Consider the following 23,225-nt stretch of genomic DNA (forward strand, 5'->3'; position numbering starts at 1 on the left):
TATTTTGCGGCATGGCACCTTTCTCCCGCATCCGCTCCCACCTGCGCCCGTGGGCCGTGCTCACTGTATTGCTGCTTGGTAGCTTGCGTGGCTTCGGCCAAACGGCGGCCGCCTCTACTACCAACCCCGCGCAATGGGCGGCCGAGGTGCGCGCCTTCGCCCGGCAGGACAGCCTTACGCCGCCACCTAAGCGGCCCATTCTGTTCTATGGCAGTTCCTCGGTGCGCAAATGGACCACGCTGCAGCAGGATTTCCCCGGCCTGCCGGTGCTCAACCGCGGCTTCGGCGGCTCCCGCTTCCCTGATGCCCTCTACCTTTTTGATGAGCTGGTGCTGGGCTACCGGCCCCGGCAGGTAGTGCTCTACGAGGGCGACAACGACCTGGGGGCCGGAGCCACCCCGCAGCAGGTGTATGCTTCCTTTCGGGAGTTTGAGAAGCGCATGCGCCAGCATCAGCCTCTGCGCCGGGTGCCGCTGGTGTTTCTGGCCATTAAACCCAGCCCGGTACGCTGGGCGCTCTATCCCAAAGTGCAGGAAGCCAACCAGCTCATCCGTCAGTATATCGAAGCGCACCCTAAGTACCTGCGGTTCGTGGATACAGCCACTCCCTTGCTGGGTCCCAACGGTCGGCCCCGCCCGGCATTCTACGAGTCTGACAGCCTCCATCTGACGCCCGCAGGGTACGCTGCTTGGACTCAGGTAGTAGGGAAGGCGCTGAAATTGAAGAAGTAAACTTAGATGGCAGCCAGGAATGCCTTAGAAACCAGCAAGTAGCGTCTTGTCTATTATTTTTCTCATCCAGGGATATTCTGGTAACTGCTTTAATTTCAAGAACAGCTCTGTCGGGATGCCGGCCAACCCGAGCAACGCCCCAGAAATCTGGCCCGCAATAGAGGCATTGGTATCAGTGTCGCCGCCAGTGGCAATAACCTGCAGTAGCAGGTTCGCTAGCCCTAGCTGCCGAATTTTGGAGGCGCAGAACAAGGCAAACGGCACTGAGTTGACCACGTATCCATTGTTGCCCAGTTGGGCGACCTCGGCAATGGTGGCGTCGGGCGGCAAGCAACTCAACTCCCGCAGGCGGTCAGTTAGGTTGGTGTCGGGCAGGTCCGGGAGTAGCAGAAGCAAGAGGTTATTGTAACCGGTCCAGGTTTGGTGTAGTGCCGCCCGAACGGCCAGGTACACGGCCAGGGCCCCGGCGTATGCATCATCGTTTTGGTGCGTGATGCGGCAGGCGTCAGATAGGTGTTGTGAGGTGGTAGCGTCATAAAATGCGAAGGGTGCAATGCGCATAGCTGCTCCGTTGCCCGCCGCAAACTGACCCCGGCGGCCCGTCTGGGTCCAGTGAATGCCTGCTTCCGTGTCGTGGATAGCTTTCAGGGTGCTGGCGCCTAGCCCAGTGAGTTGCCCCTGCCGGAAGTAAGCCACAAACTGCTGCCCCAGCCGGGCTGGGTCGAAGGGGCCGGCGGCCAGCACCTCACATGTTGCCAGCGTCAGCTGCGTATCATCCGTAATAGCCCATTTTCGGGCTTTGGCTGGCTTGCCTCCTACATAATAGGTAGTTGTATCGTTGACGACGCCTACTTCGTTTTCAAAACTGCTGCCCCAGGCATCCCCAATCGCCCCGCAAAGCAGGCAAGCTTCAAACTTCCCTAAAAGAACTTTCTGCTGAGCTTTATTCACACTGCCCGATACGAATGATTGAGTGGGAGGAGCAATACAATTCCTTTAATCTGTTCCTTCCATCCTCGTGCAGCGGCATCGTTTGATGGTTGCTTAATCTTTGGAGGCTGTTTTCGGGGGGGCACCAGAAAAGCAAGGGAGGTAAGCCACTAGCCTCGGTTTTTAGTTGCCAGCACAAACGTTATTTGCGTGCCGGACGCTAAGCTTCCACTTGCCATCCTGCAGCAGCCAGATGTTGGTATAGCGGCGCCGGAGCTTTTGGCCGGCGTTGGGCGCCCCCTTGGCCGGCACTACTACTTCGCCACCCATAACAACCACCATGTCTTTAAAGAAAAGAAAGCTTTCGGGGGTGCGCTCGAAGGCGGAGTAGCGGATAACGCCCTGCTTGATTAAGCCCAATAGCTCCTTCTTCTCTTTTACTATGCGGTTGGTGGGGTGGTTGACGGACACGTCGTCGTTCATCAGGCTATCCAGGGCGGCCGCGTCGCTGCGGAATATGGCTTGGGCGTGGGCCAGGTCCAGCCGCCGGATTTTTTCCAGGAGAGCAGGATCGGCCGAAGTGCGTTGGGCCAGTGCGGAGCCGGCCACCAGCAGTACCGGCACCAGTAGGAGGAGACGTTTCATAATGTGGCTATATAGTTCGTTTACCAAGGCCGCTCGGCTTAAGTGCAGAAGGCAAGTAAATTACAAAAGTCACAGCGCGGTATCAACCAAAGCACAGACCTTCCTGCTCCGCTGGGCGGTTGCCACCTGCGCCTGAGCGCCGACTGGTGCCGCTATTGGCGGTTTGCTAGGTAGTTGTTCCGGCTATGCACCATGCCTCATACCCTGAGCGCACCCCGGAAGCCCCGGGCGGCATAGTAGGAAGCAGCGCCATTGTGATACACGAACACCTGGCCGTACCGGTAATCAGCGAAAAGGGCACCGCCAAGCTGCCGGATTTCCGCCGGCGTTTTCAGCCAGCTGGATGTTTTTGCGTCAAACGTCCCGAGCTGTTGCAGCTGCCGGTATTGCTCCTCTGTGAGCAACTCGATGCCCATAGCGGCAGCTATGTCCACCGCGTTGTTGGCTGGCTTTGCCTCGCGCCTGGAGTCCTGGCCTGGCCGGTCATAGCAGAAACTTCTGCGACCTTGGGGGCTTTCCGGTGCGCAATCGTAGAAAAGGTACTCGTCCGTGCTGGCATCATACCCCACAACGTCCGGTTCGCCGCCGGTTCTTTCCATCTCCTGGAGCGACCAGAGCTTTTCACCCGCTGCTTCCAGCTTTTCCTTCAGTCGCTCCTTGGCCATGCATCGGGTCCGCATTCAACTCGTTATCGACGAACATAATCGACGACTAGAAGCAACTTAGTAACCACCTGCTATTTTACCAATGCCTTCTTTTTTTAAAGAAACCAAAGCAGTTTTCTTACCTTATTTATCTGGAAAGGGCAATTTAGACGCCCTACTCGCCCAAATTGCTAAATGCGGTTAGTCTGAGAGAGTCGCCTCCATAGTGGGCTATTTGTCGTGTGTTCTTTATCTTTGGCGCTTTCAACTTTGGCAATTAACTTTGTTCAGGCAGCTGTTTTTGTTGTAAACTACTCTAAACCAGCTTGCCTGCTTTCCAATGGGCTTTTTTCTACTGACCTACCTATATAAGTCGAGCCGATGCAACATCCTTATTTAATTGAATTTCCCAAGTTAGGTGCTCCCGGCATCGGCTATATTTCAGTAACGGAGCAGCAAACCCACTTACCGTTTGCAATAGAACGCATTTTTTGGACCTATTATACTCCTGAGAGCATCGTTCGCGGTCGGCATGCCCATCATCGAACGGAACAAGTGCTGGTGGCGGTAGCAGGGAGAATTGTCGTAACCACAGAGATGCCTGACGGACAAATTCATACCTTTAGGTTAGAAGATCCTCATACCGGCCTGTATATTCCCCCAAATGCTTGGCATACAATGCAGTATTCTCACAATGCTGTCCAATTGGTATTTGCTTCTCAAGCTTACGAGGAAGCAGACTATATTCGTCAGTACGAGGAGTTCAAACGCGTATGGCAAGCATAGAGAAATCCTTGGTTGCGGCTCGTGCCGAGGCCTTGGCTTCATACTCGCCCTACACTTATTTGCGGACACTGTCGCTGGTCGAGCAGCAAAAGCTGTTTGGGAGTGGTCTAGCAGCTTCATTTGGCCAGGTAGAACATCAGGCAATTGCTACTCACGGCGACGCACAATTTCTATATACCTACTTGCCCTGGGATAGTGCATTTTTTCAGGCGCCCGTCTATCGATTATTTACCATCCTATTTGATGCTAGTACCCCGATTTTAGCGTTAGCTACCGCTGTGGAGGCGTTCTGCCTAGACTTAAAACAACGAGGGGCACGTTATATCTATGTAGATCTGCCAATTGAAGATACCCGCCTCACGCAGGCATTGGGCATAGCTGGGTGGGGCACCGTAGAGACGAGGTTACATTTTTATTATGATCAGCTCGATTCGTTGTCGTTACCGCGTTATGCTGTCCGAAATGCAATGGTAACGGAAGCAGAGCACATTGGGCGAATTGCGGCGAAAGCGCGCAATAACTACGATCGGTTTCATGCGGATGCATGGTTTTCATTAGAGCAGGCAGATGCATTTCTGTATCGTTATGCCAGTGAAGCCGTCAAGGGATATTGCGATGCAGTGTTAGTGCCTGCTGAGTCGAATTTGCCCGTAGATTCCTTTTTGGCAATTACTGATCAGCTGCCGCATATGCAAACGTTGGGCTTTCAAGCTTCTCGAATCACATTGACGGCTGTGGGGCCCTTAAATCGGGGCTGGCACTATAAACTAGTCTCCGAAACATTGCACCGCGCTCGTGAAGCACAACACCAATATGTCTTGATGACCACACAAGCGACTAACCGTGCGGTTTTTCGTACGTGCGAAAAGCTCGGCTTCCGCTTAGGCAGTTGCTCTCATATCCTTTCACGCTCGTTCTGAGCGATGCACATTCCTTCATGACCATTCCATTTCTCTCCTTCGAGCCCCAGAACCAAGCTATTCGAGCGCAGGTAATTGAAGCAATGACGCGAGTTTTCGACTCGCAATGGTATGTACTTGGAAATGCCGTTAAGCAATTTGAGGCAGAATACGCCGATTATTCCCAAACGGCCCACTGTATAGGGGTAGCCAACGGATTAGATGCCTTGTTTCTTTCCCTAAAAGCATTAGGGATCCAAGCTGGTGACGAAGTTATTGTCCCGTCTAACACGTACATCGCCACGTGGCTTGCAGTCTCTTTTTTGGGCGCAACTCCTGTTCCAGTAGAGCCAAACCTAGCAACCTATAATCTAGACCCTGCCTTAGTGGAAGCCGCTGTCACAGCGCGAACGAAAGCCATAATGCCAGTGCATCTATACGGCCAGGCTTGCGAAATGGTCTCTTTAATGGACATTGCTCGTCGCCATAATCTTTGGGTTGTGGAAGATAATGCCCAATCACAGGGTGCTACATATCAAGGACAACTGACAGGAAGCTTTGGGCACGCTAATGGTACAAGTTTCTATCCTGGCAAAAACTTAGGCGCCTTGGGAGATGCCGGCGCTATAACGACCAGTGAAGAAGTAGTAGCTGAGAAACTCTTCACCTTGCGTAACTACGGATCAAAACGCAAATACTATAATGAAGTAATTGGTCATAACTCTCGATTAGATGAGTTGCAGGCGGCAGTGCTGAGCGTCAAATTGCCTTATCTAACAACTTGGACGCAACAACGAAAACAGCTAGCGGCTTGGTATGATACTTACCTCGCTGATATTCCGAATATAGTTTTACCTGCAACGGCTCTTGGGGCAACGCACGTGTATCACCTCTATGTGATACGGACGCCCCATCGAGATGCGTTGCAACAGCACCTTACGGAACGAGGAGCCGGTACTTTAATCCATTACCCTGTCCCACCCCATCAACAACAGGCATATGCTCATTTGCAGATTGATGCAAATGCATTTCCTTTGGCTAATGAGATTGCAAATACCTGCCTGAGCCTTCCTCTATGGCCTGGAATGACGCAACAGCAGGTAGAAAAGGTGAGCGAGATTATTCGTAAATTTCTGTCATCGGCCTCCTAGCAAAAATGCCTAAGCTCTCCATCATCATTCCTTGCTACTATAACGAGGAAAATATTCCGGTTACGACCAACGCATTGCTGGCTAACGAAGCATCATTTCCTGCCGACGTAACAATTGAGTATGTTTTGGTGGATGATGGATCTAAGGATGGTACTTTGCGCGAGTTGCTGAAGTTTAAATCCAGGTATCCGGAGCGCGTACATGTGCTTGAGTTGGCTGGTAATGTTGGTTCTTATAATGCTATCGTCGCCGGTATGGCTCAAGCAACCGGTGACTGTGCGGTAATTATTACCGCTGATATGCAGGATCCACCAGAGCTCATGCTGCAAATGTATGAATACTGGCTGAAGGGTTTCAAACTAGTGATTGGCAACCGGCAGGACCGGGAAGAAACAGGTTTGCAACAGCTATTTGCTGCTACATTTCACTCCATTATGAAAAAGATTGCACTAGCTAATATTCCAGATGGGGGATTCGACTTCGTATTATTCGATCGTCAGATTCGGGAACAGGTTGTTAAAATGCAAGAGCGAAATAGCAACCTATTTTATTTGATGGTATGGCTGGGATATCCATATGTAAATATTCCTTATATTCGTCGCAAACGAGAAATAGGCAAATCACGCTGGACATTAACTAAAAAGATTAAACTGTTCATTGATTCCATCCTCTCGTTTTCATACTTCCCTATTCGTGCTATTTCGATTTTGGGGCTGCTTCTAGGTGGAGTAGCTACACTTTATGGATTATACATCATCATCCTTAAGATAAACGGTTCGAATGAGCCTGCTGGTTGGTCAGCTATGATGGTTGCTTTTCTCTTTGTTTCAGCATTCCAGATGGTTGCTTTAGGAGTTATAGGGGAGTATGTTTGGCGTGGTTTGGATGCTTCTCGTAACAGACCTTTATATGTAATTAAGAATAAATTTTAAATGAAAAAAATGAAAAAAGTTAAATATTTCATAATCTTGGTAATCTTATGGTTGCCATTTTTTGCTCTTGGGTTTTACGGCCAACCATTCTTAGATGATTACTGGAATGGATCTATGGCTAGAGACATGGGTTTTTTTGATGCTTATATTCATTTATTCAACAATTGGTCAGGAAGATTTTTTACAAATTTTTTACTAATATATCTAAATCCTTTATCATATGATTTTTTAAGTGGCATAAAATTTGTTTTTATATTCAGTTTTATTCTAAAGATTAGTTCTGTCGCTTATTGTCTTAGTTGTGTCACGAGTAAGCACAAGTCATTATTATTTAATTATACTTTAGCATCTGTTTTTATTTTGTTTTATTATATAATTTCCCCTGATAAATACGCTGCAATGTATTCATTTACCTATTTTTCTGTTTATCAATTTCCTTGTTTAATATTAATTCTAACGCCTGTTTTTCTTTATAAACACCATTTGAATTTAACAACAAAATCAGGAGCAAAAAATTTAATAATATCGGGGATTTTATGTATTTTGGGTGCCGGATCAAATGAACTTACATTTATGTTGCTTGGATGGATTATCATTAATGCAATGCTACACTATATTATACAGCGTGATAATGATAAGTTAAAATTTATGTTGTTTTTAGGGATACTTCTGGCTTTTTCTGGATTTATAGCAATTGTCGCTGCACCAGGCAATAGCAATAGATTGTCTAATGAATTTTCCAATTCATTTTCATACAGTCCAATAATCATACTAGAGAGAACAATTAAATTTGTAATATATTTATTCTCTCAATACACAACGATTTTAATACTCATCTTCCCCATTTTTGTATTTTCCCTAGGGAAAAATATATTCGTAAAACTAGATTACTTAAACAAAGTACCAATTTGGTATCAGTTATTCTTTGTTTTTTTTGGAATAGTATTGGGTTCGCTTCCTTATCACATTTCTGGATATGCGGCTATTGAAAGGTCCGTTAATATGATTTATTGGTGGTTGATTTTTAGTTGGACATTTGTTTGCTGGAATAACTTAGGTCATATTGTTAATGACAGTAAAAGTGTTTATTCTAAACTTTCTTATATCCTAATTTTTGCATATGTGACATACATAGAAACACGTGCATATGCTGAGTGGATAATCGAAGCGCCCATATACTTAAGTCAATATAATATAAGGTATAAAGAGGTAGCTAAGGCGAAACTTAATATAAATAAAGAAGTGATATTGAAGCCAATTATCGGTGTAACGCCAAGGTACGTATTGATCCGCGATGAAGTCGGCGAAAATAGCCTTTATGATTTGCAAAGTAAATCTAGTGCCTGGAATAATGTTAGGTTTGCTGAATGGTTCGGAATTGATTCTGTTAAAGTTGTTCCAATTAAAAAAGAGCAATGAAAAGATAACCAATTAGTCCATGGCGACTATTTATCGGTTGTATTCGTCAAATGATAAACTGAATGCGAATATAGTGTATGCCTTGCACAGTCGAAAAAACAGGTTTTGCATACGAGTTTAATGCCAATTTGCGCGTGTAAGCAAAAGCATTTGGCGGTGGTCTAAAGGGTGGTTTTTGCTATGTTGAGGCATGATTCAAACCACCATCTGTTGCGGTAAGTGCGGCAGCACGGCGCTGCGCAAGAACGGGCACAGCAAGGGCAAAGCCAAGTACCTGTGCACCGCCTGCCGACACCAAGCCGTGTTTACGCCGGCGGCCCCGCGCAAGGCAGCCCAGTACGCCCAGGTCGAGAAGCTACTGGTGGAACGCGTCTCGCAGCGGGCCATCGTGCGCCTGACGGGCGTCTCGCGCATGACGGTGGCCAAGCTGGCAAAAAAAAGCGCAGGTCAGCCCGCACTTGCGGCCCAAGCCAAGCCGGCCCCGGGTGCTGGAGTTGGATGAGATGTGGACGTTTGTGGGCCGGAAGAAGCACAAGAAATGGCTCTGGCTGGCCGTCGAGCGGCACACGCGCCGCATCGTGGCCTGGGTACTGGGTGGGCGAGGGCACGCCACGGCCCGGCGGCTGTGGCAGGCGTTGCCGGCCGCCTACCGCATGGGCACCTGGTATTTCACGGACGAGTGGGAAGCGTACCGACGGGTGTTGCCGCCGGCGGCACACCGGCCCAGCCCCAAAGGCAGCGGGCAGACCAGTGTAGTGGAGGCCATCAACTGTTCCTTGCGCCAGAAGTGCGCGGTGCTTGTGCGCAAGTCCTGCTCGTTCAGCCGGTGCTTAAAGATGCACCACGTCCGCATCCAACTTGTTATTGACGAGCATAACCGGCAATGCGAACAGAAACGAACATTCAGCAAAACCACCTTTTAGACCACCGCCAAGCATTTAACTCTGTCGTGATGCTGGGCTGCTTGGTACTACTGGAGCTATAGCGGAATCATGAACGGTGTACGTGGTAGCCGCAGTGGTTGAACCAGGCTTTGGCGTCGCGGCTGGTAATCCAGTCGATGGCGGTTTGCAACGCTTGCTCCAGCGCCTGGCGGGTACGGGCTTGGGCCTGACGGAGCTTGGTTTTGAGCTTGCTCCAAGCCTGCTCAACGGGGGCAAAGTCGGGCGAGTAGGGCGGCAAAAACAGCACCTCGACGCCGCGCCGGGCCAGTTCCTCGTGCAAGCCGCCGAGCTTATGCACCGGCAGGTTGTCGAGCACCAGCACGTCGCCGCGGCGCAGTTGCGGACCCAGCACTTGGCTGATGTAGAAGGCGAATCTGCGCTGGTCTAACGCTCCGTCCAGCACCTGCACGGCTTTGAGCCCGCGCACGCCCAGCGCCCCGATCAGCGTCAGGCTCTTACCGCGCCGCAGCGGCACGGCCCCGCCCGCGCGCCGGCCGCCCACGGCCCGCGCGTAACGCCGCGTGTAACGCCGCGTGTAATCCAGGCGCAGACCGGTCTCGTCCAGAAAGTAAAACCGGTGCACGTCGCCGCGCCCGCTCACTGTTTCCACCTACTGGCGCCGCAGTTCGTGCACGCGCTGCGTGTCACGCTCGGTGGCGTGCAGGCTTTTTTTTGCGGCGTAGCCCGTGCTCGTCTAGCACGCGCCAGACCGAGCCCACGCTCACCCGCTGCCCCGTGTCGGCCGCTAGCGCGTCGCGCAACTCGGCCAGCGTCACGTCCGACTGGCGCCCGACCTGCGCCACCAGCCATGCCTGCCCCGCCGCGTCCAGGCACCGCGGCGGCCCGCCCCGGCCGGGCAGCGCCGCCAGCGAGCCGGTGTGCCGCTGCCGACGCAGCAGTTTGCCCACGAAGGCCAGGCTCACGCAAAAGCGGGCCGCCACCTGCGCCTGCCGGGCACCCGGCTCGGCCAGCGCCTGCGCCACGCGCTGGCGCAAATCCAAAGAATAGGCTTGCATACAACGGGGTACGTATCTTATGTAAAAGAAGCTACACCGTTCACGAAACCGCTATAGTACTGTTCTCGTGTGGTTAATTAATGAAATGACAAACAGCGTCCGGATTGCTGTAATTCACCGCGGCCGCGATGGATTCTTATTGCGCAAGATAGTAGCAGTGAGCATACCAACGGTAGCCTGCTTGCCGCTGCTTCCTTTGCAACTGGTGTTGCGTTAGGCAACCATCCCAGCCGCCCCCGCCGTACCTTCGCCTGACCTAAACCGCGCCCCCGGAAACTACAGGAAACCAAACTCCCGGGCGCCGTTGTTTACCGACCTATGGCCTCCACTACCGATCTGCAAGTAGCCGCCCCCGCGGCCGACCCCATTGACCACCTCGACCCGCGCGAGTTTATCCTCATCAAAAACGCCCGGGTTCACAATCTGAAAAACCTCAGCGTGGCTTTGCCGCGCAACAAGTTTATTGTCGTTACGGGCTTGTCGGGCTCAGGTAAGTCGTCGTTGGCGTTTGATACGCTCTACGCCGAGGGCCAGCGCATGTACGTGGAGAGCCTGAGCTCCTACGCCCGCCAGTTTCTGGGCCGCATGGACAAGCCCGATGTGGACTACATCCGGGGCATCTCGCCGGCCATTGCCATCGAGCAGAAGGTCAGCATCAAGAACAACCGCTCCACCGTGGGCACCAGCACCGAAATCTACGACTACCTCAAGCTGCTGTTTGCGCGGGTGGGCCGCACCTACTCGCCCGTAAGCGGGGAGCAGGTGAAAAAGGATAACGTGGCCGACGTGGTGGACTACCTCATGCAGCTGCCGGAGGGCACCCGCGTGACGCTGCTCTCCCCATTGCTGCCCTCCGAAGATGGCCGCCCAATGAGCAAGGAGCTGGATTTGCTGCTTCAGAAAGGCTACAGCCGCGTGGTGGTGAACGGCGAAACGGCCTTTATTGAAGAGCTGATTGCCGAAGGCCAGCCCGAAGTGCAGGGCGACGTGTTCATCATGATTGACCGCACCGCCATCCAGCCGGGCGATGAAGACCTGATGTTCCGCCTCGCCGACTCGGTGCAGACCGCCTTCTTCGAGGGCCACGGCACCTGCATCGTGAAGATGGACGAGGAAACCCGCACTTTCTCCGACCGGTTTGAGCTGGACGGGCTGGTGTTTGAGGAGCCGAGCGTCAACTTCTTCTCCTTCAACAACCCTTACGGCGCCTGCCAGACCTGCGAAGGGTTCGGCTCGGTGCTGGGTATTGACGAGGACCTCGTTATTCCCGATAAGAGCCTGACAGTGTATGAGGGCGCCATTGCCCCTTGGCGTACCGACAAGCAGAGCGAGTGGCTGAAGCCCCTGCTCAAAAATGGCATCCGCTTCGACTTCCCGATTCACCGGCCCTACAACGAGCTGACGGAAGCCGAACGCACCCTGCTCTGGAAGGGCAACAAGTACTTCGACGGCCTCGACGCTTACTTTAAGTGGGTGAGCGAGCAGACCCACAAAATCCAGTACCGGGTGCTGCAGAGCCGCTACCGGGGCCGTACCACCTGCCCCGACTGCCGCGGCACCCGCCTGCGCAAAGACGCCCAGTACGTCAAGATTCAGGGCCAGAGCATTACCGACCTGGTGCTGCTGCCGGTGAGCCGGGCGCTGGAGTTTTTCCAGACCCTGGACCTGCCCGAGCACGAAGCCAAGGTAGCCGAGCGCCTGGTAACGGAAGTAACCAACCGCCTGGAGTACCTGAACCGGGTGGGGCTGGGCTACCTCACGCTTAACCGCCTCAGCAGCACGCTCTCGGGCGGGGAAAGCCAGCGGATTTCGTTGGCTACCTCGCTGGGTTCGGCGCTGGTGGGCTCCATGTACATTCTCGATGAGCCCAGCATCGGTCTGCACCCCAAGGATGCCGAGCAGCTCATTGGTGTGCTGCGCTCCTTGCAGCAGCTCGGCAACACCGTGATTGTGGTGGAGCACGAGGACAAGATGATGGAGCAGGCCGACCAGATCATCGACATCGGGCCCGAGGCCGGCTCGGGCGGCGGCATTCTGCAGTTCCAGGGCACCTACGCCGAGGTACTGGCCTCCGACACCTACACCGGCCAGTACCTGAGCGGCCGTATGGCAGTGGAAGTGCCCAAAACCCGCCGCCCCTGGCGCAACGCGCTGGAGCTGACCGGGGCCCGCGAAAACAACCTCAAAAACGTGTCGGTGAAGTTTCCGCTGAACGTGATGACGGTGGTGACGGGCGTATCGGGCTCGGGCAAAAGCACCCTGATCCGGCGGATTCTGGCCCCGGCTCTGCTCAAGCAGCTGGGCGGCGGCGCGGGCGAAGCCACCGGCAAGTTCGACCGCCTCACCGGCGTAAACGGCCAGGTAACCCACGTGGAGTTCGTCGACCAGAACCCCATCGGCAAGAGCAGCCGCTCGAACCCCGTCACCTACGTGAAGGCCTACGACGCCATCCGCACGCTGTTTGCCGATCAGCCGCTGGCCAAGGCCCGGGGCTTCAAACCCTCGCACTTCTCCTTCAACATCGACGGAGGGCGCTGCGAGGTGTGCCAGGGCGAGGGCCAGGTGAAGATTGAAATGCAGTTCATGGCCGACATCTACCTGACCTGCGAAGCCTGTGAGGGCCGCAAGTTCAAGCAGGACGTGCTGGACGTGAAGTTCCAGGACAAGGCCATCAACGACGTGCTCGACATGACCATTGAGGACAGCATCACCTTCTTCAAGGACCAGCCCAAAATCGTGGAGCGCCTCAAGCCGCTCGATGATGTGGGCCTGGGCTACATTCGGCTGGGGCAGTCGGCCAACACGCTGTCGGGCGGGGAGGCCCAGCGCGTGAAGCTGGCCTCGTTCCTGACTAAAGGCAACACCCTGCAGAACGATAAAATCCTGTTCATTTTCGACGAGCCCAGCACCGGCCTGCACTTCCACGACATCAACAAGCTGATGACGGCCCTCAATGCGCTGGTGGAGCAGGGCAACTCGGTGCTCATCATCGAGCACAACATGGACATCATCAAGTGCGCCGACTGGGTGATTGACCTGGGCCCCGAAGGCGGCATCAACGGCGGCCATCTGCTGTTTGAGGGCACGCCCGAGGAGATGGTGAAGCTCAAAGACACCAACCACACCGCCCGCTTCCTGGCCGAGAAGCTATAGGAACCGGCGGCGCGTTCCAACTTGTCATTCCGCGTGGAGCGAGGAAACGCCGCTGCCCGTCTGGGGCTGCCTGGCGTCCTCACTCCGCGCGGAATGATAGTTTTAGGAGCATATTCGCCTCATGAACACGACCTCCTCTACTGCCCCGGGTGCCGTTGCTACCGCTGCCCAGCCCGAAAGCCGTTTGTGGCGCTGGCTGGTGCTGGGCGCGGTGCTCGGCAACCTGCTGTGCAACTACGTGGCCCAGCGCTACCCCTTCAATGGGCAAACCAACGCGGTGGTTTCCGGCAAGTACTACACCTTGCTCACGCCGGCAGGCTACGCGTTCAGCATCTGGGGGCTGATTTTTCTGGGTATCCTGGTTTACGCCATCTGGCAGCTGCTGCCGGCGCAGCGGCGCCAGCCCTTGCCCACGGCCGTGGCCGAGCCCTTTATTCTAGCCAACGTGGCCACAGCCGGCTGGCTGGTGGCCTTTGCCTACGAAAAGCTGGCGGTGAGTGTGCTGATCATGCTCGTGATTCTGGCGTCGCTGGCGGTGGCGTACAGCCGCGCCCGGCGCCTAGTTCGCAGCGGGCAGGCCGGATGGGCCAGCAGCATCCCGCTGGGGCTGTACTTCGGCTGGATTACGGTGGCCACGGTCCTGAACGTGTCGTTGTGGCTGAGCACGGTGTGGCAGCCTTCGGCCAGCACGGCTACCACGGTGGCCATGCTGCTGCTCAACGTGGTGCTGGTCCTGGGCGTGGTGGTTACGCACCAGTTTCGGGAGCTGGCCTACCCGCTCACGCTGGCCTGGGGGCTGGTGGGCATTGGGCTGGCCCGGAGCGGCAACGCCCCGGGGCTGGCGGGCGTGGCCCTGAGCGCGGCCCTCACGCTGGTAGCGGCTGCCGCCTGGCTGGTGTGGCAAAAGCGCCGGTAGGCAGGGCCAAGGCATTCAGCGGCGTAGCGCTTACCTTGCGGCCACAATCAAGTCTCCTTCAGATCAAACTCTCCCTTCGCTATGCGTAAGAACATTGTGGCCGGCAACTGGAAAATGAACACCACGTTGCAGGACGGCCAGGCCCTGATTTCCGAAATCGTCAACATGGTGCAGGACGAGGTTACCGGCTCGGCCGTGGAAGTGGTGGTGTGCCCGCCGTTCCCGTTCCTGTCGGCCATTGGCCGCCAGCTGCCCGCGGGTGGCCGCTTCCACCTGGGCGCGCAAAACTGCCACCAAAAGGAAACCGGCGCTTTCACCGGCGAGGTATCGGCTAAGATGCTACAGTCGGTAGGGGCGGAGTACGTGATTCTGGGCCACTCGGAGCGCCGCCAGTACTTCGGGGAAGACGACGAGCTGCTCAGCCAGAAATTGAAAGCCGCGCTGGCCGCCGGCCTCAAGCCCATTTTCTGCGTGGGTGAGTCGCTGGAAACCCGCGAGGCCGACGAGACTTTCAACTTCATCGAGAAGCAGCTGAAAGACGGCCTGTTCCACCTCAGCAACGAGGAGTTCGACCAGGTAGTAATTGCCTATGAGCCCATCTGGGCCATTGGCACCGGCAAAACGGCTACCAGCCAGCAGGCCCAGGAAGTGCACGCCTTCATCCGGGAGCAGATTGCCCGCGCCTACGACGCCGAGGCAGCCCTGAACACGAGCATCCTCTACGGTGGCTCGGCCAACGCCCAGAACGCCCGGGAGCTGTTCAGCCAGCCCGACGTAGACGGTGGCCTCATCGGCGGCGCTTCCCTCAAGTCCCGCGACTTCACCGAGATTATCAAGTCGTTCTAATTGTCATTCTGAGCGAAGCGAGGAATCTGGGGTAAGCATGTCAACAAACCGACGCAGGTTCCTCGCTTCATTCGGAACGACCACGAACTTATTTCGGCCGGATAATTGTCGGAAAGACGAGTCTTAGCCATTCTCCATGCTCACAAGTCTGTTACTCTCCGGGTTCCTCACGCTGAATCCGTTTCAGCCCACGCCGGCTGTGCCATTTAACGCTGCGCCGGTAGTGGCCTCGGTGGAGCCCTGCCAGATTTATGGCTCCATTTTCTTGGAAAAGGACCCGCGCCGCCGCAGCCAGTGCTTTGCTACGGTGTATGTGGAGCCGGAAGAGACTTTTGCCGATGTGCTGGTGTACCAGGAAAACAACAAGCTCTTCGCCGATAAAGCCGGCTTCTGGTACTTCACCGGAGCCCGCGACTTCGCCGATTACGTGCTGTTCGTGACGGACAACCGCGCCTTGGCCGATTTCAGTATTCAGTATACCAAAATTCGCTCCTACGCCGGCTGCCGCAACGGGAAGTAACATTGCTGGATTTCAAATATAAGAGGGGCCGCATCCAAGTATGGATACGGCCCCTCTTATGTAATGGAAAGTTCACTCCGTTACAGCTTCACCAGTTCTACCCGGCGGTTTTGGGCTTTGCCGGCTTCTGTGGCGTTGTCAGCCAGCGGCTTGCTTTGCCCAAAACCTGCCGACTGCAACCGCGAAGACGGGATGCCCGCTTGCGTGAGGGTAGTCACCACAGCGGCCGCGCGGGCTTCGGAAAGCTGCTGGTTGTGCGGGGCCGTGCCGCTGTTGTCGGTGTGGCCCTGCACGGCCAGGCGCAATGCGGGGTTCTGCTGCAGTAGCCGAAGCACTTCCGCTACGGTTGCCGCCGACTCGGGCCGGATGGTGGCTTTATCCGTGTCGAAGTTGATGTACAGGGCGATACGCCCGTCCGTATCTAGTTTTTTTTTAACTCCTGGGCGGGTATCACCGCGGCTTGCTGGGGCATGGCAGCCCGCTCAGTTACGGTGAGGTTGTAGTTGGCATCGGTAGCGCCCAGGGCCGTCACCTGCACCCACACCTCCTTGTCTTTCTGGCGGATGACGTAGGTGTCAGTTTCGTGGTCGTTGCCAATGCTCCATTTGCCGTGCTTATACACCTCATCCGAGCCTACTTTGTCGATGACTTCCTGGGGGACTTTGCCTGAAAAGACTTTCACGCCGCCCAGGCCGGTAACCAATGTTTCGTAGTTGCGGCGAATCATTAGCTCGGAGGCTTTCTTCTCCCCGTTCTTGGGGTTGAGTAGGCGCTGGGAGACTTTCCCCTCCACGGGTATCAGGTTTTTGCCGTCATACACGTAGGCCCGCTCAAAGTCGTACTCTTCGCTGTTGCTGGTGTTTTCTTCGTAGGTAGTCAGGCCGGCGAAGTAGGGAAACTGGCCCAGGTTTTCCGCGGAAACAGGCACCGTACTGAGGTCGAAAGTAGCCGCTGGGGCCGCCGGGGTAGTAGTCGCCTCGGACGCTTCGGCGGGGGCCGTTGCGGCGGCGGGGGCTTCGGGCGTTGTACTCGTCGTGGCTGTCTCAGCCTGGTCCTTGCTGCCGCAGGCAGAAAGTGTGGTGGCCAGCAGGCCAGTCAGGGAAAGATAGCGCAGCGTGTTTTTCATGCGAAGGGGAATAAGTTGAGAATCGAAAGGTAAAATAAAGGCATATTTATATTGAAATATTATTATAAAAATAGAACACCAGGATGTAAGTGGTAAGTAAGCAGGTTTTTTGCCCGAACTTTGTCTGGCCCGGTGCAGCCGGCTTCCCGATCTTACCTTTCCCCATTTGCTCATGGATTTCATTGAACTGCGCGTAAAAGCTCCCGGCGAGTTGTCGGATATTTTGGTGGCCGAGCTGGCCGAAGTTGGCTTCGACACCTTCGAAGACAACGACGAAGGCTTCTGCGCCTATACTACCGAAGACGTATTCAACCCCGATGATGTGGCCGAAATCATGAGCCGCTACGAGGGCCTGGGCGAGCTGGAGCACAGCCACCGCACCATCACGCGCCAGAACTGGAACGCCGAGTGGGAAAAGAACTTCCAGCCCCTGGTCATTGCCGATCAGGTTTCGGTGCGGGCCCCTTTCCACCCGGCCCGGCCCGATTTGAAGCACGAAATCGTGATTATGCCGCGCATGTCCTTCGGCACGGGCCACCACGATACCACGGCGCTGATGATTGAAAACCAGCTCACCATCGACCATCAGGGCAAGCGGGTGCTGGACATGGGCTGTGGCACCGGCATTCTGGCCGTTATGGCTGTGCAGCTCGGCGCTACTTCAGTGCTGGCCGTGGATGTAGAGCCCTGGACGGCCGAAAACGCCGCCGATAATGCCGCCGAAAACAACGTGCAGGACCGCGTAGAAGCCCGCCTCGGCGACATTTCGGCCCTGGAAGGGGAGGCCCCGTTCGATATTATCCTGGCCAACATCAACCGTAACGTCCTGCTGGAAGATATGGCCGCCTACGGGCAGTATCTGAAGCCGGGCGGCCCCATTCTGTTTTCCGGCTTTTATGAGGAGGACCTGCCGCTGATTCGCACGGCGGCTGAGCAGGCGGGCTTCACCTACGAATCGATGCGCACCCGCAACCACTGGGTGTCGGCCATTTTCCGGAAATAGGCCCACACGCAGCCGCCGACGGCCCCCGGCCCGATAGTACAAAACCGGGGGCAACTACGGGCACTATTGCGCGTCTGGTTAGCGTTAGGCAGCGCAAGAACCTGTTTGCCACAGTGCTAGTGCCCTTAAGCAACTCTCAATCAGGTTACGCGTGAATGCGGTGAATTTTAGCGAAATTGGAGACGAATAAGTCTGTTCTGACGGTATTGAGTATGAAGCAAGTAGTAATTGGTTGGCTATGGGCAGCGCTGCTGCTCGTTTCGGTGGAAGCTTGGGCACAGCAGCCGGCCGCTCCGGCTGCGGCTCCCGCGGCCCCACGCACCCAGCCTGGCAAGCTGTCCACCGACCCGGCCCAGTACATCATTGATGTGCAGGCCATGATGGCCTCAACCAAAAACCCGGCCGCCATTGCCAGTGGTGTTTCCCTGCAAACCCTCTGGGCCAGTAACAAGCTCACGGCCTCCCAGCAGCGGCTTATCGTGGATATTTCGCAGCGGCTGCTGGCCAAACGCTTCAAGCCCCGGCCGCACTTTGAAACGTTTTTCAACGCTATTCTGGCCGGCGCTACCAAGCAGAACCTGAGCGACCAGCAAATGGATGGCCTACTGACGACCATCAGCACCACCCTGGATCGGGAGCAGGTACGCGACACGGAAAAGTTTCTGAATGCCGTGACGCTGTTTCTGCAAACCAACCGCCTCTACTATTCGCGCTACAACCGCGTGCAGCTGGTGCGCGGCGGGTTTTCTTTCGCCTATAACCAAACCGACCAGTCGTTGGAGCCGGCCGTAGCGCCGGAGCCCACGCCTACGGTTTCGGAGCCCGTACGCACCGGTGCTGCCATCAAAACCACCAAACCGGCCGCCAAGCCCGCTAAAAAGAAAAGCACTGATGGCTGGGACACCGTAGCCGACTGGGGCACCAATGATGGCTGGGGCTCCTCCAGCAACGATGGGTGGGGGGCACCCGCCAAGAAGGCCCCGGCCAAACCAGCCCCCAAAACCGCTGGGGCTAAACCGGCCGCTGCGCCCGTGAAAGAACCCGAGCCCGAGCCCACCCCGGCCGCGCCCACGTATTTCGACGACTACATGGCCCCGCCAACCCGCGGCCCAGTGATTGTGCTGAAGGACGTGGACCTGCTGGTAGGCAGCTTCGGTGCCGACTCGGCCCTGATTACCAAAACCACGGGCTTTGCCGTGCCGCTCACTAACCGCTTTGTGGGCTACGGCGGGCAGTATGCCTGGCAAGTGAAGGGCAACCCCGTAACAGCCGACCTCACGCACTTCGATATGGACATGGGCAAGCCCGAGTTCAAGGCCGAGCCCGTGACGATGACGTACGCCGCCGTGCTGGAAAGCCCGGTGAAAGGTGCGCTGTCGTTTAAGAGCCTCAAGAAAAAGCCCGGCAGCACCGATTCGTCGTATCCGCGCTTTATTTCCCTCACCAACGATGCCCGCGTCAAGAACATCGGCGACAACATCAAGTACGTTGGGGGCTTTGCCCTCAACGGACAGCGGGCCTTCAGCGCCAGCCTCGACGGCTCGTTGTCGACCATCAGCGTGCAGGCCAATGGCGTAACCAAGTTCCGGGCTTCGGCCCGCGCCTATGAGCTGGGCGATACGCTGCTCTCTTCGAGCAGGGCGGCCGTGTCTATTTACGAAGACAAGGTGGACTCCGTATATCACCCCGGCGTGAAGCTCAAATTCTCGAAAGCCCGGCAGGTGCTGCAGCTGGCCCGGGAAGAAGGCCTTTACAAAACCACGCCTTACTACGACTCTTACCATCAGATGGAAATAACGACGGAGCTACTGACGTGGCCCATCAATACCCCGCTGATGAACTTCTCCATGCTGACGGCCAAAAACCAGGTGGCCGCCACGTTTGAGTCGCGCGAGTTCTACACCAACACCCGCTACCAGCAGATTAAAGGCATCAACCGGATGCACCCACTACAGATGGTGGTGGGTTACAGCACGGCCCACGAAAACGTGAAGACGTTTTCCATTGGTGACCTGGTGCAGGAGTTCAAACTCAGTGAGCCCAACGTGCGCTCGGCCATGGCCGGACTGGCGCGGGATGGGTACGTGCGCCTGAATCCCGACGGCAACACCGTGTCGCTGCTGCCTAAGGCTTCGCACTATGTCAGCTCGGCCCGGGGCAAAAAAGACTACGACCACATTGCCATCAAGTCGGTGGCACCGGGCGGGCGCAATGCCGTGCTCAACCTCGATAACAAGGTGCTGACCGTGCGCGGAGTGGACCGGTTCAACTTCTCCGACGACTCAGTAGCAGTATTTGTGCAGCCCGACAGCAGCGTGGTGCGCATCCTCAAAAACCGCAATATCGAGTTCAACGGCACCCTGGTGGCCTCGGCTTTCGTGTTCAAAGGCAAGGAATTTCGCTTCGATTACGACGGCTTCTACGTGGACCTGGTGAAGATAGACTCCATCATCGTGAAGGGGAAAAACTCGAAGGGCTCGGTGATGAAGGCGCGCAAAGACGTGGACTGGACCCTGACCAACAAGAGCAAGAACTCGGCGGGTAAGCTCTACATCAACCACCCCAAGAACAAGTCGGGCCGCAAGAAGATAGGCTCTTACCCGTCGTTTGACGCTACCACCGGGGCCTACGTATTCTTCGACAAGCCCGAGGTGCTGGGCGGCGCCTACGATACCACCGTGTACTTTGACATCCCGCCGTTCCGCATCGACTCGCTGAACAACAAAAACCGCTCGGCGGTGGGCTTCAAGGGTAAGTTCGTAACCGGCGGCATCATGCCGGCCTTCGAAACCAAGCTCTCGATGCAGGACGATGGTTCCCTGGGCTTCGTGTACCAGCTGCCCAAGGAAGGCTTCCCGCTCTACGGGGGCAAGGGCAAGCTGTTCAATACCGTGAAGATGAGCAACCGCGGTATTCAGGGTATTGGCGAAATCAAGTACCTGGCTGCCACGCTCCAAAGCAAGCAGTTCATCTTCTACAAAGACTCCGTGGTGACGGTGGGTACCACAGCCTCGCTGGCCGAGGGGCCCTACCAGGGAGCCGAGTATCCGAAAGTGGACCTGCTGCCCGGCTACCAGATGAAGTGGGCCGTGCGCAAGGACTCTATGTACTGGAGCACCGCCAAATCGGGGCAGGACATGCGCTTCTACGGTGGGGCCTTTAGCTACCGGGGCGAAGCCGTGCTGACGCCGACTGGCCTCTACGGCAATGGCCGCATCGAAGGGCCGCAGTCCTTAGTTCGCTCGCGCAACTTCACCTTCCTGCAGCACCACTACAAAGGCACGGGCGCCACGCTCAGCATCAAGTCGAGTGAGGAAAACAAGCCGGCCGTGAAAGCCACCGACGTGGCCATCGACTACGACATCAAGCAGGGCTTCGCGGACTTCTCCCCGGAAAAAGCCGGGGTGGCCAACGTGGAGCTGCCTTACACGCAGTACCGCACTTCGCTGAGTGGGGGTAAGTGGGACTTCAAGAAGAAAACCATTGTCTTCCGGGTGACCCCAGGCGCCGACTCTACCCGCTCGTACTTCTACTCCACCAAGCCCGACCAACACGGCCTGAAGTTCCAGGCCTCGAGCGGGGTGTATGACCTGCGGAAGTACCAGCTGATGGCCGGTGGCGTGCCCCGCATTTCCTCGGCCGATGCCTGGATTGAGCCCGACTCCAACAAGGTGTACGTGGCCGCCAACGCCGATATGCGCGCTTTCCGCAACGCCCGCGTAACGATGGATACCCTCCAGAAGTACCACCAACTCTACCAGGGCGAAGTAGACATTCAGTCGCGACTGGCTTTCACCGGCAATGCCCTTTACAGCTACAAAAACGCCGCTGCCGACTCTTTCGCCCTGAAGTTTGCCAACTTCCGCATCGACTCCTCGCAGGCGCTGTCGGGGCTGACAGCCAGCACGGGCAAAGGCATTGGCGCCCGCCTCCTGGGGCGCGGCGGCGACGGGCCTAAGATTGGACCGTCTACGCTGGCTACGGTTTCCATTAAAGCCGAAGACAAGTTTCATCTGGCACCGCGCATTGCGTACCGGGGCAGTGCCATCATGAACTCGAAGAAGAAGCGGTTTGCCTTCGATGGGCAGTCGAAGCTGGAGTTTGTGAAGAATGCCACGGCCTCCACTTGGTTTGCTGTGCAGGATTCCATCGACCCCAAGCGGATCCAGCTGCGCGTGCAGGACCCCAAGGCCGAAGATGGTACTCCCTTGTTTACGGGGCTGTTCCTGTCGGAAACGAACCGTGTGTACCCGCTTTTTGTGGGCCAGAAAGCCAGCGTAACCGACCAGAACATCTTCCAGGTGGATGGCACACTGAGCTTTGACGCGGCCAAGCGCACCTTCCGGATGGGCCGTCAGGAAGAAAACCCCGACGTGTACGAAGGCAGCGTGCTAACCTTCAACGACTCGACTACTGCCATGGGCTTCCGGGGCAAAGTAGAGCTGATTACCTCCAACAAGGACTATACGCTGGAGGCTGCGGCCATTGGCAAAGGCAAGCCCGACAGCAGCCGCTACGAGCTGGACACGTTTATGGCGCTGGACATCAACCTACCGGAAAAAGCCATTATTGCCATGGCCGAAGACATGGGCCGCTACGCCAAGGGCTTGCCCGAGGCTATGACTGGCACCCGGGAAGAATACCTGAAGCTGGGGGAATTTGTGGGTAGCAAATCCGTGCAGCAGTACCAGAACCGTAAAGGCGGCTATTCGCCCCTGCAGAAACTCTCGCCCAAGCTGCTGCGCACCATCGTGCTCAACCGCGTAAAGCTGGTGTGGTCTGACAAGCAGCGGGCCTGGTACTCGACCGGCAAGATTGGCTTGATTAGTATCTACAAAAAGGACATCAACGCCGAAATTGACGGCTTCATTGAAATCAAGAAGGAGTCGACGGGCGACGTGGTGGAAATGTACCTGGAAGCCGAACCGCAGACCTGGTACTACATCAAGTACGCCAACAACACGGTGCTCACCAAAGCCCAGCACGGCTCCTACGACGAGATTGTGGGCTTTAAGGCCAAGGGCGACTACAACACGGCCACGGAGTACGGCTTCTTCCTCGGCGACGACCAGGAAGTGCAGTCCTTCCTGACGCGCTTCCGCAAAACCTACCTGGGCCTCACCGGCAAGGACGCCGCCAAGAAAATTGTGACCACCCAGCCCGAGCCGGACCCCGAAGCCACCGAGGAAACCGACAAGAAGAAAAAGAAGAAGAAAGGCACGGAGTTCGACGTTTCTACGGAACCCGCCGCCGATGCCCCCATCGACGATGCCCCGGTAGACCGCAAAAAGAAAAAGAAGAAAGACGATGCCACCGAGGAGCCGGCCGCTACACCTACCGAGGCCGCACCAGCGGAGGACACCGGCAAAAAGAAAAAGAAGAAGGACGAGCCCGTGGTGACCGAGCCCACCGTGGACACGCCCACGGCCCCGGCCGAGGATACCAGCAAGAAGAAAAAGAAGAAGAAAGAATCTGCCGACGACCCCTTCGGCGAGCAATAGTCTTCTAGTTCACAAAAGCCCCCGTTGGATGTTCCGGCGGGGGCTTTTTTTGGGTAGGAAGGC

21 protein-coding genes are annotated in these 23,225 nt (G+C 55.9%); 14 read left to right on the forward strand and 7 right to left on the reverse strand.

All coding sequences use genetic code 11. From position 1 onward, the window contains the following. Positions 1-11 precede the first annotated feature (11 nt). Positions 12-731 carry an SGNH/GDSL hydrolase family protein gene (locus tag FY528_RS16160; RefSeq protein ID WP_149072060.1) on the forward strand — a complete coding sequence of 240 codons (720 nt, stop codon included), beginning with the start codon at positions 12-14 and terminating at the stop codon, positions 729-731. A gap of 24 nt (positions 732-755) precedes the next feature. Here FY528_RS16160 and FY528_RS16165 read toward each other — a convergent pair whose 3' ends face one another. The 3 genes from FY528_RS16165 to FY528_RS16175 all read right to left on the reverse strand — a co-directional run bounded on the left by FY528_RS16165 (position 756) and on the right by FY528_RS16175 (position 2,971). Continuing rightward, a complete protein-coding gene (locus FY528_RS16165) occupies positions 756-1,682 on the reverse strand; it encodes an ADP-ribosylglycohydrolase family protein (protein WP_187632157.1) in 927 nt (308 codons plus the stop codon). Between the two features lie 162 nt (positions 1,683-1,844). Then, the gene (locus FY528_RS16170) at positions 1,845-2,306 is read right to left on the reverse strand and encodes a nuclear transport factor 2 family protein (RefSeq protein WP_149072062.1); all 462 of its coding nucleotides are present in this window, start codon (positions 2,304-2,306) and stop codon (positions 1,845-1,847) included. 197 nt (positions 2,307-2,503) lie between these two features. Further along, positions 2,504-2,971 (reverse strand): DUF4256 domain-containing protein, encoded by a 468-nt coding sequence (locus tag FY528_RS16175; RefSeq protein ID WP_262384028.1) that lies wholly within the window; start codon positions 2,969-2,971, stop codon positions 2,504-2,506. 360 nt (positions 2,972-3,331) lie between these two features. Here FY528_RS16175 and FY528_RS16180 point away from each other — a divergent pair, with 360 nt between their 5' ends. The 7 genes from FY528_RS16180 to FY528_RS16210 all read left to right on the forward strand — a co-directional run bounded on the left by FY528_RS16180 (position 3,332) and on the right by FY528_RS16210 (position 9,060). Further along, complete coding sequence (locus FY528_RS16180; RefSeq protein WP_149072064.1) at positions 3,332-3,736, forward strand: sugar 3,4-ketoisomerase; 405 nt, start codon at positions 3,332-3,334, stop codon at positions 3,734-3,736. Continuing rightward, on the forward strand, positions 3,724-4,656 hold the full coding sequence (locus tag FY528_RS16185; RefSeq protein ID WP_149072065.1) for a hypothetical protein: 933 nt from the start codon (positions 3,724-3,726) through the stop codon (positions 4,654-4,656). Before FY528_RS16180 ends, FY528_RS16185 begins: the two co-directional genes overlap by 13 nt. Positions 4,657-4,673: 17 nt before the next feature. Beyond that, positions 4,674-5,786 carry a DegT/DnrJ/EryC1/StrS family aminotransferase gene (locus FY528_RS16190; protein ID WP_149072066.1) on the forward strand — a complete coding sequence of 371 codons (1,113 nt, stop codon included), beginning with the start codon at positions 4,674-4,676 and terminating at the stop codon, positions 5,784-5,786. 5 nt (positions 5,787-5,791) lie between these two features. After that, on the forward strand, positions 5,792-6,718 hold the full coding sequence (locus FY528_RS16195; RefSeq protein ID WP_149072067.1) for a glycosyltransferase family 2 protein: 927 nt from the start codon (positions 5,792-5,794) through the stop codon (positions 6,716-6,718). A 9-nt stretch (positions 6,719-6,727) separates the two neighbouring features. Beyond that, positions 6,728-8,137 (forward strand): DUF6056 family protein, encoded by a 1,410-nt coding sequence (locus FY528_RS16200; RefSeq protein ID WP_149072068.1) that lies wholly within the window; start codon positions 6,728-6,730, stop codon positions 8,135-8,137. Between the two features lie 190 nt (positions 8,138-8,327). Beyond that, positions 8,328-8,639: an IS1/IS1595 family N-terminal zinc-binding domain-containing protein gene (locus tag FY528_RS16205; RefSeq protein ID WP_149072069.1), complete on the forward strand. Its 312-nt coding sequence runs from the start codon at positions 8,328-8,330 to the stop codon at positions 8,637-8,639. Next, on the forward strand, positions 8,596-9,060 hold the full coding sequence (locus FY528_RS16210; RefSeq protein WP_149072070.1) for an IS1 family transposase: 465 nt from the start codon (positions 8,596-8,598) through the stop codon (positions 9,058-9,060). Before FY528_RS16205 ends, FY528_RS16210 begins: the two co-directional genes overlap by 44 nt. Before the next feature lie 67 nt (positions 9,061-9,127). Here the strand turns inward: FY528_RS16210 and FY528_RS16215 are convergent, their stop codons facing one another. Beyond that, entirely contained in the window at positions 9,128-9,691 is a 564-nt protein-coding gene (locus FY528_RS16215) for an IS630 family transposase (protein ID WP_149072071.1), read from the reverse strand. A gap of 34 nt (positions 9,692-9,725) precedes the next feature. Next, positions 9,726-10,097: a helix-turn-helix domain-containing protein gene (locus tag FY528_RS16220; RefSeq protein WP_149072072.1), complete on the reverse strand. Its 372-nt coding sequence runs from the start codon at positions 10,095-10,097 to the stop codon at positions 9,726-9,728. Between the two features lie 318 nt (positions 10,098-10,415). On the opposite strand from FY528_RS16220, the gene uvrA reads away from it, so the two are divergent. The 4 genes from uvrA to FY528_RS16240 all read left to right on the forward strand — a co-directional run bounded on the left by uvrA (position 10,416) and on the right by FY528_RS16240 (position 15,532). Continuing rightward, positions 10,416-13,250, forward strand: coding sequence for an excinuclease ABC subunit UvrA (gene uvrA, locus FY528_RS16225; RefSeq protein ID WP_149072073.1), 2,835 nt, complete (start codon positions 10,416-10,418; stop codon positions 13,248-13,250). Positions 13,251-13,371: 121 nt separating this feature from the next. Then, entirely contained in the window at positions 13,372-14,166 is a 795-nt protein-coding gene (locus FY528_RS16230; RefSeq protein ID WP_149072074.1) for a TspO-related membrane protein, read from the forward strand. 81 nt (positions 14,167-14,247) lie between these two features. Next, the gene (gene tpiA, locus FY528_RS16235; protein ID WP_149072075.1) at positions 14,248-15,012 is read left to right on the forward strand and encodes a triose-phosphate isomerase; all 765 of its coding nucleotides are present in this window, start codon (positions 14,248-14,250) and stop codon (positions 15,010-15,012) included. A gap of 136 nt (positions 15,013-15,148) precedes the next feature. Continuing rightward, positions 15,149-15,532, forward strand: a complete 384-nt coding sequence (locus tag FY528_RS16240) for a 7(1) septoil knot domain-containing protein (RefSeq protein ID WP_149072076.1) — start codon at positions 15,149-15,151, stop codon at positions 15,530-15,532. Between the two features lie 80 nt (positions 15,533-15,612). On the opposite strand, the gene FY528_RS16245 is transcribed toward FY528_RS16240, so the two are convergent. Both FY528_RS16245 and FY528_RS16250 read right to left on the reverse strand, forming a co-directional pair. Next, positions 15,613-15,939: an OmpA family protein gene (locus tag FY528_RS16245; protein WP_149072077.1), complete on the reverse strand. Its 327-nt coding sequence runs from the start codon at positions 15,937-15,939 to the stop codon at positions 15,613-15,615. A gap of 14 nt (positions 15,940-15,953) precedes the next feature. Beyond that, positions 15,954-16,658, reverse strand: coding sequence for a hypothetical protein (locus tag FY528_RS16250; protein WP_149072078.1), 705 nt, complete (start codon positions 16,656-16,658; stop codon positions 15,954-15,956). A 172-nt stretch (positions 16,659-16,830) separates the two neighbouring features. On the opposite strand from FY528_RS16250, the gene prmA reads away from it, so the two are divergent. Continuing rightward, positions 16,831-17,661, forward strand: coding sequence for a 50S ribosomal protein L11 methyltransferase (gene prmA / locus FY528_RS16255; RefSeq protein WP_149072079.1), 831 nt, complete (start codon positions 16,831-16,833; stop codon positions 17,659-17,661). 212 nt (positions 17,662-17,873) lie between these two features. Continuing rightward, positions 17,874-23,162, forward strand: coding sequence for a hypothetical protein (locus FY528_RS16260; RefSeq protein ID WP_149072080.1), 5,289 nt, complete (start codon positions 17,874-17,876; stop codon positions 23,160-23,162). The last annotated feature ends 63 nt before the right edge of the window (positions 23,163-23,225 follow it).

This window comes from Hymenobacter lutimineralis (assembly GCF_008271285.1).
In the GTDB taxonomy this organism is placed as follows: domain Bacteria; phylum Bacteroidota; class Bacteroidia; order Cytophagales; family Hymenobacteraceae; genus Hymenobacter; species Hymenobacter lutimineralis.

Coding starts and splice junctions, on each gene's coding strand:
- FY528_RS16160 (WP_149072060.1), top strand. CDS start 12: ATGGCACCTTTCTCCCGCATCCGCTCCCACCTGCGCCCGTGGGCCGTG.
- FY528_RS16170 (WP_149072062.1), bottom strand. CDS start 2,306: ATGAAACGTCTCCTCCTACTGGTGCCGGTACTGCTGGTGGCCGGCTCC.
- FY528_RS16175 (WP_262384028.1), bottom strand. CDS start 2,971: ATGGCCAAGGAGCGACTGAAGGAAAAGCTGGAAGCAGCGGGTGAAAAG.
- FY528_RS16180 (WP_149072064.1), top strand. CDS start 3,332: ATGCAACATCCTTATTTAATTGAATTTCCCAAGTTAGGTGCTCCCGGC.
- FY528_RS16185 (WP_149072065.1), top strand. CDS start 3,724: ATGGCAAGCATAGAGAAATCCTTGGTTGCGGCTCGTGCCGAGGCCTTG.
- FY528_RS16190 (WP_149072066.1), top strand. CDS start 4,674: ATGACCATTCCATTTCTCTCCTTCGAGCCCCAGAACCAAGCTATTCGA.
- FY528_RS16195 (WP_149072067.1), top strand. CDS start 5,792: ATGCCTAAGCTCTCCATCATCATTCCTTGCTACTATAACGAGGAAAAT.
- FY528_RS16200 (WP_149072068.1), top strand. CDS start 6,728: ATGAAAAAAGTTAAATATTTCATAATCTTGGTAATCTTATGGTTGCCA.
- FY528_RS16205 (WP_149072069.1), top strand. CDS start 8,328: ATGATTCAAACCACCATCTGTTGCGGTAAGTGCGGCAGCACGGCGCTG.
- FY528_RS16220 (WP_149072072.1), bottom strand. CDS start 10,097: ATGCAAGCCTATTCTTTGGATTTGCGCCAGCGCGTGGCGCAGGCGCTG.
- uvrA (WP_149072073.1), top strand. CDS start 10,416: ATGGCCTCCACTACCGATCTGCAAGTAGCCGCCCCCGCGGCCGACCCC.
- FY528_RS16230 (WP_149072074.1), top strand. CDS start 13,372: ATGAACACGACCTCCTCTACTGCCCCGGGTGCCGTTGCTACCGCTGCC.
- tpiA (WP_149072075.1), top strand. CDS start 14,248: ATGCGTAAGAACATTGTGGCCGGCAACTGGAAAATGAACACCACGTTG.
- FY528_RS16240 (WP_149072076.1), top strand. CDS start 15,149: ATGCTCACAAGTCTGTTACTCTCCGGGTTCCTCACGCTGAATCCGTTT.
- FY528_RS16250 (WP_149072078.1), bottom strand. CDS start 16,658: ATGAAAAACACGCTGCGCTATCTTTCCCTGACTGGCCTGCTGGCCACC.
- prmA (WP_149072079.1), top strand. CDS start 16,831: ATGGATTTCATTGAACTGCGCGTAAAAGCTCCCGGCGAGTTGTCGGAT.
- FY528_RS16260 (WP_149072080.1), top strand. CDS start 17,874: ATGAAGCAAGTAGTAATTGGTTGGCTATGGGCAGCGCTGCTGCTCGTT.